Here is a 12110-nt window from a genome sequence, read left to right on the forward strand (position 1 = left end):
TTTCACGAGGCGGCGGAACAGCGCCGGATCATCGGACGCAGGGCTCGGTCGAGCAATACGGCCGCGATCAGGCTCAGTCCCGTCAGGGGATAGAGGATGGCGAGGGGCAGGACGATGCCGAGGACGGCGGCGCGCGCTCGCGGTCCTGGCGGGGCAGGCGGCGCGCCCAGGCGTCGGCGCGACAGATTGGGCGGGCGGCGCTTCCACCACATGACCAGGCCGCTGATCGCCAATAGCCAAACGCCGATGCAGCCCAGCAGCATGACGATGCGGTTCGCCTGTCCGAACTGCGTGCCCTGGTGCGTATAGATGCCGAACTCGATGGCCTTGGCGCCGGCGCCGAACTGGTCATAGCCGATGTCGCCCAGCAGCCGTCCGGAGGCCGCATCGACATAGAGCGACCGGCTGTCCTGAACCCGCGTCGCCTGGGTCGTCAGCGTATAGGCGGTGTCATCGGCCTTGGGGATGTTCACCGTATAGGGGCGCGCCAGACCGGCCTGATCCGCGACCCGCAGAACCTGCGCCAGGCCGCCATGGCCGGCATGGTCGTGGGTCATCACCATGCCCTCCATGGTCCAGCCGGCCCCGACCGGCGCATCGTGGTGCTGCGCCCTCTGCCAGGCGCCGGCGACGGGTGCTGGCGGCCGACCGAGCCCCGTCTCCTTGACCGCCCCCATGACCTTGTCGCCCCAGACCGCGGACCACGGCATGCCGGTCACGGCCAGAAACAGCACCACTCCGCCGACATAGAAGCCCGTCAGCGCATGCAGGTCGCGCCAGAACGGTCGTCGGCGGCTGTCTGTCGTCTGCGGCGCAAAGGTCGCCACGCCCCGCCCGCGCGGCCACCACAGATAAAGCCCCGTGGCGAACAGGATGATCGTCCAGCCGGCGACGATTTCGACCAGGATGTTGAACGGCCGCCCCAGCAGGGTCAGGCTGTGTGTCTTCTTGACCAGCTCCATGAACCCGCCGGCCGGAATGACGCCGGTGGCCCGGCCGGTGTGCGGATCGACGAAGACCGTCTTCTGCACGCCGTCGGGTCGATCGACCCGCAGCCGGATCGCCTGATCGCCGCGCGCAGGCATGACCAGATTGGCGACGCGCCCCCCGCCTGCGGCCTGTGCGGCCGAAGCCACCCAGGCATCCGGCGCCGCTTCGGCCTGAACCGCCGGCACGCGGATCATGTCGCGATAAAGAAAACCGTCGATCTCGTCCTTGAACAGATAAAGACCCCCCGTCAGGGCCAGCAGCATCAGCACCGGCATGACGAACACGCCGGCATAGAAATGCCAGCGCCAGACCGCGCGATAGGCGTCGGACAGGTCGTCCGGCGTCGTCTTGTCGAGATTGCGCGCCATCAGTAGCTCATCCTGACGCCGACATAGGCCGAACGGCGGTCGCCGGGGAAAAAGACGGCCTTGGACACGGTAGCCACCCGGGCGTCCGTGACCGCGCCGAAGTTCGACACATAGGCTTCGTCGAACAGGTTGCGTACATCGGCGAACACCGTCAGTCGGCGATTGACGGTCCAGCCCATGTTCAGGTTCGCGACGGCGTAGGACGGCGACTTCAGAGTGTTGGCGTAATCGACCCAGGCATCCTTGATCGACCATTCCACGCTGGGCGCGATGAACCAGCCGGCCGGATCGTCGTAGCGAAGCTCTGCGCGGTACAAATGAGGCGGCACGACCGGCAGATGGCTTTCGCCATAGACCTTGTCCCCGTCAAAATAGAAGTCGGAGAAGGCGTAGGTCTGGCGCAGCCGCCATTGCGGCGCGATCCGCCAATCCAGCCCTGCCTCGATCCCCTGGTGGATGGTCGGGCCGGCATTGAAGGTTGCAGCCGGTATGCCTAGGGCGGCGTTTACCGCAAAGTTCAGCAGTTCGTGCTTTAGATCGGCGCGATAGGCGGTCACGTCCCACGTCAGCGGTCCCTGCCGACCCCGGGTGCCGACTTCCCAGGTCACGGCCTCTTGCGGAACAAGGGGCTGATAGCCGCCGGCGGTCGGCGACAGGGCCGAGAAGTTGGGCGGCTCGATCGAGCGGGTGAAGTTGGCGAAGACCTGGGCGCCGTCCTCGCTCTCCCACAACAGGCCGGCGCGAGGCGCGAACCAGTCGAAGATCTTGTCGGTGGTCAGATCGATCGTGCCGACGACGCCGGGGACGACATAGCTTTGATAATCCCGCTCGGCGCGCCCCCAGGTTCCACCGGCCACCAGCGCCAGACGGTCGGTCACGAACAGTCGCCCTTCGCCGAAGACATCCAGCCCCTTGCCGTTCTGGAAGCTGCGGGCGCGTAAACCGTTCTGCTGTCCGCCGACATTGACCCACTGTTTGGCGTCCAGATCACCCTGTCGATACCAAGCGCCATAGAAGGCGTCGGCGCGCAGCCCGCCGATCCGGCCCTGCCAATCGAACCGGCCGAAGGCGCCGTAGTTGCGGCTCTGTTGGTCGATGACCTGGAAGATGGGATGGTCCAGGTCTTTCCAAGTCCCATAGAGGGCGCCCTCGAACACCGTCGCGTCGTCCAGTCTCCAGCGGGTCTGCAAAGTGGTGCGAAGCGAGCGCATATTGCGCTGATAGTTGAGGGCGATATTGGCGGGATTGGCCGCCTCGGGATTTGTCAGGGCGTCGGACAGACTGACGCTGCCCGGAATCTCCTGATGGATGTCGCCCCACGAGGCCAACAGGCGAGCTTCGCGATCCTGCCCAAAGCTGCGCCCGATGTTGCCCGACAGGTTCAGCGCCTTGCCTTCGCTCTGTTGGCGCCAACCATCGACGCTCTGGCCCGTTACGGCGGCGAAACCGTCCCAGTCGCCGCGAACGCCCGCAACCTCGGCATGGGCGCGCAGGGCTCCATAGGAGCCGCCGTCCAGGCGCAGATTCAGGTTAGACGAAGCTGTGTGTCCCGTCGGCGTGACCAGATTGACCGCTCCGCCCAGCAGGGCTCCACCAAACCGCAGCGCATTCCCGCCCTTGTAGACTTCGGTGTAGCGGGCGATCAGCGGGTCGATCAGCTGGAAGTCACCGAACCCATCGGCCTCGTTGAACGGCACGCCGTCCTGAGCCAGCAGAACGCCTCGGTTGTGGACGGCATTGCCTATGCCCGATCCGCGAATCGACAGGCGAATGTCGCCGCCCCACTTCTTTTGGGCATAGACGCCAGGCGCATCGCGCAGCACGTCGGCGAGATTGGTCGCATACCGGTCGGCATAGGATTCGGCTGAAATGACAGCAACGGCGCCCGGCGTGCGTGACAGCCGCTGTCGCGCGTCTGCGACGATGGGCGGATCCTCGGCGTTGCGGCGGCCGGTGACGATGACGCTGTCCAGCAAAGCCGGTTCGGGCGTCTGCTGGGCCAGGACGGGGCTCGTCCAACCGGCGTTGGAGAGGGCGGCGAGCAGCAGCGCGCAGGGCGCTGCGGTAGTCTTGAAGGACATGGAATGAACCTGAAATCAGAACGAGACGGCGCGCAGGCGTTGAGGACGGCGCGGGCTTGGGTCTGGTTCAGGCTTGGGGTGGGGCGGTGGACGGCGGACGCGGCGGCGCGCGCGCGGGCGGCGGCGGGCTGACGCTTGCAGAGACATAGACGACGCGCTCGACGGTGCGGACCACCGGCGCCGGCTCGGGCGCAGGCGGGCAGGGCAGGGCGGCGGCCAACGGCATGACGCAGGCGGCGCATTTGGCCCCGACGTGCTTGTTGACCGGGCCGTCCATGCCGCCGGACTGGATCGTCTGGGGGCCTTCCGCCGAACAGATGACCAGCGGATGACCCGGCTGGACCGCCGCGAGAGCCGCGAACGGCAGCAGGGTTCCGAGCACGAGCGCGAACACCGCCGCCAGGAAGGCGAGCGATTGCGAGATCGACCAATTGTCGGCCTGGGCGCGGGTCACGTCTGGCCTCTACGGCGTTTTGCGACGGCGCGATAGGCGGCGGTTTGTCCTAAAGCTCGCCGCGCGCGGCCTGGCGGGGGCTGAACTTGGGCGCGGGGGCTAGGCGCATGACCTCGCCCTGATAGCGTTCGTCGTCGCCGGCGATCGCGAACGGCAGGGCGTCGGCGCAGGCCTGAAGCATGGCGTCCAGCCAAGGCTGTTCCGCCTTGTGGAAGTCGCCCAGAACATGGGGCATGACCAGTTCCTTTTCGCCGGGATGGCCGATGCCCATGCGCGCACGTCGGAAGTCGGCGCCCAGATGACTGATCAGGGAGCGGATGCCGTTCTGGCCGGCCGCGCCGCCGCCGGTCTTCATGCGGAACCGCCCGGGGGCCAGGTCGATCTCGTCGTGGAAGACGATGATTTCGCTCGGCTTGATCTTGTAGAATCGCGCCGCCTCGCCGACCGCCCGACCGCTTTCATTCATATAGGTCTGGGGCTTCATCAGAAGGACCTTGGTCCCGTCGACCAGACCCTCGCTGACGATCGACTGGAACTTTGCGCGCTCGGGACCGAACTGCCACCGGCGCGCGATCTCGTCGGCGGCCATGAAGCCGATGTTGTGCCGGTTCTTTTCGTATTTCCCGCCCGGATTGCCGAGCCCCGCGATGATGATCATGGCGTCCTCTTGCCGTTTGCGTCAGGCAAAGAAAAGCCCCGCGCGGCGAACCGGGCGGGGCCTGATCTTGTCGAAGCGACGAAGGATCAGTCTTCGGTCTTCTCGGCCGGGGCGGCCTCGGCGTCAGCGGCTTCGTCAGCAGCTTCTGACAGGGCGGCCGACGAGATCTTGACCGTGGCGATCACGAAGTCGCGGTCGGTGATGGTGGCTTCCGCGCCCTTGGGCAGCTTGATGTCCGAGATGCGGATGGTGTCGCCGATTTCGGCCTTGGCCAGATCGACAACCAGCTCTTCCGGGATCTGGTCGGCGCGGACCAGGATCTCGACGGCGTGACGGACGATCTCCAGCGAGCCGCCCTGACGCGAGTAGGGCGCTTCATCGGCGTTCAGGAAGTGAACCGGCACTTCGATCTTGACCGGAGCCTTCTCGTCGACGCGCATCAGGTCGAAGTGCAGGGGGCGGTCCGAAACGGGGTCGAACTGCACGTCCTTGGCGATGACCGGCTGGGTCTCGTCGCCGTACTTCAGGGTCACCAAATGGCCCAGCAGCTTGCCGGTGTAGAGCGACTTGCGGAAGTCCTTCTCGTTCACCGAAATGGCGACGGGGGCTTGCTCGCCGCCGTAAAGGACGCCCGGCACGAAACCGGCGCGACGCGCAGCGCGAGCGCCGCCGGTGCCGACGCCATCGCGGACGTCCACGTTCAGAATGATCTCGGCCATGTGGCTCGCCTCAACAACAACGGAAACGCCGCGCCAACCCGGGGCTCTCGCGGCGGGGGTGATGAACCCTCGAATTCAAGAGCGCGGGCTATTACACGCATCAGGTCCAAGGCGCAACCGTCAAAGGTTCCGCTTCACGCTGCCCGCGCGCGATCCTTCAGGAGCGAGGTCGGCGCTGCGACGATGCCCAGCAGTTCTGCGGCATTGAACGGCTTGGCCAGGTGGTGGTCCGCCCCGGCCGCGCGTCCGGCGGCGACGTGCTCTGGCATGGCGTTGGCGGTCAGCATGACGATCGGCGTGCGATCCAGACCCATCGTCGCCTCGTGCAGGCGAATCTCCTGAGTCGCCGTCAGCCCGTCCATGATGGGCATCTGCATGTCCATCAGCACCAGGTCGAAGGTGTCGGCCCGGAAACTTTCCAGCGCCTGGGCGCCGTTCTCGGCGATCACGATCTGCGTCGGCGTCTGCGCCAGAATCAGTTCGATGACGCGGCGGTTGGTCGGATGATCGTCGGCGACCAGCACGCGGATCGTCCGCGCCTGCTCCACGACGGCGGGTTGGGCCGGCGCCGGTTCTTTGCGCGACGGGGCCTGGGTCTGTCTCAGCGGCAACGTCAGGATAAAGGCCGCGCCGCCGCCGGGTTCGCTCTCGCAGCCCAGGTCGCCGCCCATCATCTCGGCCAGCTGACGACAGATGGACAGGCCAAGACCCGAGCCGCCGAACTTGCGCGTGATGCCGCCGTCGGCCTGTTCGAACCGGCTGAACAGGCGCGCCCGCGTCGCGGCGTCGAAGCCGATGCCGCTGTCCTCGACGGTGAAACGCAGCACGGGCGAGCCCTGGCGATCCGCTCCGCGCTGCACGATCAGGCCGACAAAGCCCTTGCTGGTGAACTTGACGGCGTTCGAGATCAGATTGGTCAGCACCTGTTTCAGGCGCACCGCATCGCCCAAGATCCAGACGTCGTCTTCCAGATCGATATCCACATGGAAGTCGAGATGCTTCTCGCGCGCGTTCTCGGCATAGAGCTGAGCCGCCTCGCGCACGACCGTCGCCAGTTCGAAGGCGTCTTCGGTCAGCTCCAGCTTGCCCGATTCGACGCGAGCCAGATCCAGGATGTCGCTCAGCAGGGTCTGCAGCGTCTTTCCCGACGCCTGCATCAGATCCAGCATCTCACGCTGTTCAGCCGTCAGATCGGTCTTGGCCAGGGCCTGGGACAGGCCGATCACACCATTCAACGGCGTGCGGATCTCATGGCTCATGTTGGCCAGAAACTGGCTCTTGGCGACATTGGCGGCCTCGGCCGCGTCACGCGCTTCGGACAGGGCCTCGGCGTCGCGCTTCAGATCGGTGATGTCGTTGCAGACCGTGACGGTTCCGCCCTCGGATGTGCGGCGATCCTGAATACGCAGCCAACGCCCGCCGGCGACCTGTTGCTCGCTGTTCGATGATAGCTGACGACGCGCCTGCATGCGCTCGTTCAGCCATTCCTCCTCACGGCCGGCCGCCTCCTGATAGCGGCCTTCGTCGATACCGATGCGCAGGGCCTCTCGGAAGGTCAGGCCGACAACCAGATGCGGCTCAAGCTCGGGGTTCACCTCGGCATAGCGTGCATTCCAAAGCACCAGCCGATCCTTGGAATCATAGAAGCCCAGGCCGTCAGGCATGGCGTCCACCGCCTCGCGGATACGGCGCAGCGCGGTGGCGCGCGAAATATAGGCCATCATGCCCAGGACGGCGGCGGCCGTGCAGATCATCAGCAGAATGGCGGCCAGCAGCAGTCTCATCGCCTCGCTGGACAGCCCCTGGTCGGCGGCGACGGTCGGGTCCGGCGTCACCGTGATGGCCGCCATGCCGATGAAGTGAAGAACGATGACGGTCGCGGAAAGTCCCGTCGTCGTCACCAGCAGCCGCAGCAGGCCGCCTCGACGATAGAAGAAGGCCGTCGCGCCGCCGATCGCCAGAGCCGCGATGATGGACAGGGCGACAAGGCCGGGGTCCCAGCTAATGTGCGCCGGCGCCTTGATGGCGGCCATACCGAGGTAATGCATGGCTCCGACGCCGGCGACGGCGATCACGGCGGCCAGCACGCGCCACATGCGGCCCTTGCCCATCAGCGTCGAGCCGATCGTCAGGCCGATCATGGCCAGCGCGATCCCCAGGGAGGCGACCGTCAGGAAGGGATTGTAACGCACCGGCACGCCGGCGACGAACCCCTGCATGGCCACGAAATGGGTCGCCCAGATCGACAGGGCCCCGATCATGACGGCCAGCAGGACCGAACGGCGGCGTCGATTGGGGTCGCGTCGGCCCATCTGCTGCATGACGTGGGTGGAGACGCCCAGACCGGCCATGCAGATCAGCGCAGCGAATACCGTAATCCGCCAGTCGTGATCGTGCGCAATGCAATGGATGATGCGGTCCACGAGGCCTCCCCTTGGATGTACGATAGGCGACAATCCTAAAGAAACCGTGCGGCGAAGCTTATGGGCGCCTCAGGCTGTCGGCACGCCGTCACAGAATCCGTGCAAGGATCGGAATCGTTCTTCAGTTCGAGGTCGCCCGGACCCATGCCTTACGAAGTCTCGCCATCGCCTGTCGCTCCGGTATCCACCTCGCGGCTGTGGACGGTCGGCGCCAGCATTGGCATCGCCATCGTGACCCTGCTCGTGCTGGCGATCCTGCATCCCGAACTCGCGAACTGGCTGGTCGGCGGGGCGGTGATCGTGGCGGCCTCGGCCTGGCTGTTGAACATGAGCGAGGCGAGCAGGGCTGAGCCGGCGACCAGTCAAGGCGCTGCGACCGAGCCCGCCATAGACATGGTGACAGGCGATCTTCTCGACCGGGTATTCGAGGCGCTGGATGATCCGGTGCTGGTGGTCAGCGGCGGCGAGCCGGACGACATCGCCGGGCGACGCATCGTCATGGCGAACGCGGCCGCACGCGAACTTCTTCGCATCCAGCGTCAGGGCGCCTTGCTGGTTCAGGTGATCCGCGAACCGGGCGTGCTAGAGGCGGTGGACGAGGCCCTGTTCGGCGGGACGGCGCGCACAACGGATTATGCGACGGGCGGTCAGCGCGACCGACGCTGGCGCGCCTGGACCCGTCCGCTCTCACTCGATGCGTCAGGCAAGGCCGGGTCGGAACTGGCCCTGCTGATCCTGCGCGACGAAACGGACTCGCGCCGCATCGAGATGATGCGCGTGGACTTCCTGGCCAACGCCAGCCACGAACTGCGCACGCCCTTGGCCTCGCTAAGCGGTTTCATCGAGACTTTGAAAGGCCACGCCCGTGAGGACGTGGTCGCGCGGGACCGCTTCCTGGACATCATGTCGGCCCAGGCGGACCGGATGGGGCGGCTGGTCGCGGATCTGCTGTCGCTAAGCCGTATCGAACTGAACGAGCATATTCCGCCGTCCGGCCGTGTCGATCTGGACCGCGCCGCATCTGACGTGGTCGACGCCATCAGCGTTCTGACGCGCGAAAAGGAGATCGCCATCGCCCTAGATCAAGGGGAGGCGAGGGCGTCGATCAGCGGCGATCGCGACGAGATTCTGCAAGTGGTTCAGAACCTGCTCGACAACGCCGTCAAATATTCGTCACGCAATGGCACGGTCGAAATCTCGGTGCGTTCGGACCTGTCGTTCGACGAGGCCTGGGCCTCGCGCATGCCTGGCGCCACACGACTGCCGCTGGTCACGCCGGACCGCACGGCGGGCGTCTCCTATGCCGCCGTCACGGTGCGCGATCATGGGCCCGGCATGGCGCGCGAACACCTGCCCCGCCTGACCGAGCGCTTCTATCGGGTCGAGGGTCAAAAGAGCGGCGAGCGGCAGGGGACGGGGCTGGGCCTGGCCATCGTCAAACACATCATCAATCGTCACCAGGGCGGTCTGGTGGTCGAAAGCGCGCCGGGTATGGGCGCGGCCTTCACCGCCTGGTTTCCTCAACCGATCGAGCGACGCTGAGGGCGCGACGGACGGTCGCTGTCACCCAACTGTCATCGACCCGTCGTAATCCGCTGACCATTCGCAGGCAGTAGTCGCGCCGCGTTGGTCCCGATGTTCAGGACTGTCGTCGATTCGCGCACGGCGCTTCGGACTTCTGAATGATCTGGATTTATCTGCTGATCCTCGTCGCCTTGAGTGCGGCCGCCTTCTTGGGCGGACGCACGTTGGCGCGTCGTCGTGCGATCGGCGCAAAACCCCATTCCCGCCCCGGCCAGCACGGCGCCTATGCGCTGATCTGGGTCGCCGCGCCGGCTCTGCTGGTCTTGATCCTGGCCTCGGTCTTCGCCGCGCCGCTTCAGCGTCAGCTGACCGCTGTCGGCACGCCTGATGCGGTCGCGGCGCTGGAGCCGTTCCGTCGCGACGCCTTCTTCGCCGACGCCCACCGCGTGGGTCGCGGAGAGGCCGCGCTCCAGATCTGGGAACGCTCGCTGGCCGAACAGCTGCCGGTCGAGGCGCGCCGCATGGTTCGCATCGAACGCACCCTGTCGTGGGGCGGCGGTGTCGCCGCCATCCTGGCCGCCATCCTGGGCGGCCTGTTCGCCCTGACGCAGATCAAGCCTCAGACGCGCGCCCGCAACCGGGTCGAGGGCTGGATCTACGGCGCCCTGTTCGTCTGCTCGGCCATCGCCGTCCTGACGACCCTGGGCATCATCGCTTCCCTGGCCTTCGACAGCTTCCGCTTCTTCCAGAAGGTGCCGGTTCTCGACTTCCTGTTCGGCACCCAATGGAGCCCGCAGATCGCCATCCGCGCCGATCAGGTCGGGTCGTCGGGCGCCTTCGGGGCCGTGCCGCTGTTCGCCGGCACCCTGCTGATCATGGTCATCGCCATGTGCGTCGCAGCGCCCATCGGCCTGCTGTCGGCCATCTATCTGTCGGAATACGCCGGCCGCACGACCCGCGCGGTGATCAAGCCGCTGCTGGAGATCCTCGCCGGCGTGCCGACCGTCGTTTACGGATTCTTCGCCGCCCTGACCGTCGGGCCGTTGCTGCGGGTGTTCTTCAACGAGATCGGCCTCTTCCTGATCGGCGGACCGCTGGACGGGCTGGGTCAATACCTGGCCCTGGTTCAGAACCAGATGGCCCTGACGGCCGGCGCGGTGATGGGCATCATGCTGATCCCGTTCGTGTCGTCCCTGTCCGACGATATCCTGAACGCCGTGCCCCAGTCGCTGCGTGACGGCTCGTTCGCCATGGGCGCGACCAAGTCCGAGACGGTGAAGCGGGTTCTTCTGCCCGCCGCGCTGCCGGGCATCGCCGGCGCCCTGTTGCTGGCCGTGTCGCGCGCCATTGGCGAGACCATGATCGTGACCATGGCCGCGGGCCTGGCCGCCAACCTGACTTTCAATCCGCTGGACACCGTCACCACCGTCACCGTTCAGATCGTGACCCTGTTGACCGGCGACCAGGAGTTCAACAGCGCCAAGACCCTGTCCGCCTTCGGCCTGGGCCTGACCCTGTTCCTGGTCACCCTGATGCTGAACATCATCGCCCACCGGATCGTGCAGACCTATCGGGAACAATATGACTGACGCGACGACCCCCGATCAGATCGACGGCGCGGCCGCCAAGGGACGTCTCGACCGCCTGCGTGCAGGTCTGAAGCGTCGTCACGCCAAGGAAACGCGCTTCAAATGGTATGGCCGCCTGGCCATCGCCGCCGCCATGCTGTTCCTGGCCGTGCTTCTGGTGCGCATCGTCGAGCAGGGCCACACCGCATTCTACACCCACACCGTCACCGTGCCGGTCTTCATGGACCCGGCGCGCGTGGACCGCGCCTATCCGCAGGGCTCCAACTTCGAGCAACTGGCCGCCGAGCAGCAGCTGGCCCGCATGGGTATTCAAGACGACGCGGCCGGGACGAAGGCCGCGCAGATGAAGCGGTTGTTCTCGTCGGAGCTGAAGTTCGTCGCCGCCGATCTGGTCGCCAAGCGCAGCGAAGTCATCGGCGAAACCGTACCCCTGGCCGTGCCGCTGTCCGACGATGCCGATCTGTATCTGAAGGGCGAAATCTCCAGGGATACGCCTGAGGATCAGCGCCGCCTGACCGACCAGCAGATCGCCTGGCTGGACCGGATGCAGACCGAAGGCGTGATCGGCTCGCACTTCAACACGGCTCTGTTCACCAACGGCGATTCGACGCAGCCGGAAGTGGCGGGCGTCCTGGGCGCCGTGGTCGGTTCGGCCCTGATGCTGATGGTCACGGCCCTGATCGCCATTCCGCTGGGCGTCGGCGCGGCCATCTGGCTGGAAGAGTTCGCGCCGAAGAACAAGCTGACCGACATCATCGAGGTCAACATCAACAACCTCGCGGCCGTGCCGTCGATCGTTTACGGCCTGCTGGGTCTGGCCCTGTTCATCAACTGGATGCATCTGCCGCGGGCCAGTCCGATCGTCGGCGGTCTGGTCCTGGCGCTGATGGCCCTGCCGACCCTGGTCATCGCCACCCGTTCGGCGCTGAAGGCCGTGCCCCCGTCGATCCGCGAGGCCGCCTTGGCCATGGGCGCATCCAAGACCCAGACAGTGTTCAGCCACGTCCTGCCGCTGGCCATGCCCGGCGTCATGACCGGCGCCATCATCTCGATGGCCCACGCCCTGGGCGAGACCGCGCCGCTACTGCTGATCGGCATGGTCAGCTTCGTGCCGGGCGTGCCGCACGCCATCGACCAGCCGGTCGGCGCGCTGCCCTCGCTGATCTACATCTGGGAGAACGCCTCGGAGCGGGCCTTCCACGAACGCACCGCTGCGGCGATCATCGTCCTGCTGGTCTTCATGATTGTCATGAACGCGGCGGCCATTATCCTGAGGCGGCGCTTCGAGCGTCGGTGGTAAGAGA

The 12110-nt window shown here is 66.3% G+C and carries 9 protein-coding genes; 3 read left to right on the plus strand and 6 right to left on the minus strand.

Features of this window, described 5'->3' with window-relative positions:
* Positions 1–2 precede the first annotated feature (2 nt).
* From AC3WRC_RS03535 to AC3WRC_RS03560, 6 genes are all read right to left on the minus strand, one after another.
* A complete protein-coding gene (locus AC3WRC_RS03535) occupies positions 3–1358 on the minus strand; it encodes a PepSY-associated TM helix domain-containing protein (RefSeq protein ID WP_492302920.1) in 1356 nt (451 codons plus the stop codon).
* Complete coding sequence (locus AC3WRC_RS03540) at positions 1358–3439, minus strand: TonB-dependent receptor family protein (RefSeq protein WP_492302921.1); 2082 nt, start codon at positions 3437–3439, stop codon at positions 1358–1360. The genes AC3WRC_RS03535 and AC3WRC_RS03540 overlap by 1 nt, the downstream gene beginning before the upstream one ends.
* A gap of 67 nt (positions 3440–3506) precedes the next feature.
* Complete coding sequence (locus AC3WRC_RS03545) at positions 3507–3893, minus strand: hypothetical protein (protein ID WP_492302922.1); 387 nt, start codon at positions 3891–3893, stop codon at positions 3507–3509.
* A gap of 49 nt (positions 3894–3942) precedes the next feature.
* Positions 3943–4551, minus strand: a complete 609-nt coding sequence (gene pth, locus AC3WRC_RS03550; protein WP_055755013.1) for an aminoacyl-tRNA hydrolase — start codon at positions 4549–4551, stop codon at positions 3943–3945.
* Positions 4552–4637: 86 nt separating this feature from the next.
* The gene (locus tag AC3WRC_RS03555) at positions 4638–5270 is read right to left on the minus strand and encodes a 50S ribosomal protein L25/general stress protein Ctc (protein ID WP_045810293.1); all 633 of its coding nucleotides are present in this window, start codon (positions 5268–5270) and stop codon (positions 4638–4640) included.
* 134 nt (positions 5271–5404) lie between these two features.
* Positions 5405–7693 (minus strand): ATP-binding protein, encoded by a 2289-nt coding sequence (locus AC3WRC_RS03560; protein ID WP_492302923.1) that lies wholly within the window; start codon positions 7691–7693, stop codon positions 5405–5407.
* Between the two features lie 144 nt (positions 7694–7837).
* Between AC3WRC_RS03560 and AC3WRC_RS03565 the strand changes: the two genes are divergently transcribed.
* From AC3WRC_RS03565 to pstA, 3 genes are all read left to right on the plus strand, one after another.
* On the plus strand, positions 7838–9235 hold the full coding sequence (locus AC3WRC_RS03565) for an ATP-binding protein (RefSeq protein ID WP_492302924.1): 1398 nt from the start codon (positions 7838–7840) through the stop codon (positions 9233–9235).
* A gap of 140 nt (positions 9236–9375) precedes the next feature.
* Positions 9376–10806 (plus strand): phosphate ABC transporter permease subunit PstC, encoded by a 1431-nt coding sequence (pstC, locus tag AC3WRC_RS03570; protein ID WP_492302925.1) that lies wholly within the window; start codon positions 9376–9378, stop codon positions 10804–10806.
* Positions 10799–12106, plus strand: a complete 1308-nt coding sequence (pstA, locus tag AC3WRC_RS03575) for a phosphate ABC transporter permease PstA (protein WP_492302926.1) — start codon at positions 10799–10801, stop codon at positions 12104–12106. The genes pstC and pstA overlap by 8 nt, the downstream gene beginning before the upstream one ends.
* The last annotated feature ends 4 nt before the right edge of the window (positions 12107–12110 follow it).

Source organism: Brevundimonas sp. EU05-FHT14B07 (assembly GCF_058790795.1).

Coding starts and splice junctions, on each gene's coding strand:
- AC3WRC_RS03535 (WP_492302920.1), bottom strand. CDS start 1,358: ATGGCGCGCAATCTCGACAAGACGACGCCGGACGACCTGTCCGACGCC.
- pstA (WP_492302926.1), top strand. CDS start 10,799: ATGACTGACGCGACGACCCCCGATCAGATCGACGGCGCGGCCGCCAAG.
- AC3WRC_RS03555 (WP_045810293.1), bottom strand. CDS start 5,270: ATGGCCGAGATCATTCTGAACGTGGACGTCCGCGATGGCGTCGGCACC.
- AC3WRC_RS03565 (WP_492302924.1), top strand. CDS start 7,838: ATGCCTTACGAAGTCTCGCCATCGCCTGTCGCTCCGGTATCCACCTCG.
- pth (WP_055755013.1), bottom strand. CDS start 4,551: ATGATCATCATCGCGGGGCTCGGCAATCCGGGCGGGAAATACGAAAAG.
- AC3WRC_RS03540 (WP_492302921.1), bottom strand. CDS start 3,439: ATGTCCTTCAAGACTACCGCAGCGCCCTGCGCGCTGCTGCTCGCCGCC.
- pstC (WP_492302925.1), top strand. CDS start 9,376: ATGATCTGGATTTATCTGCTGATCCTCGTCGCCTTGAGTGCGGCCGCC.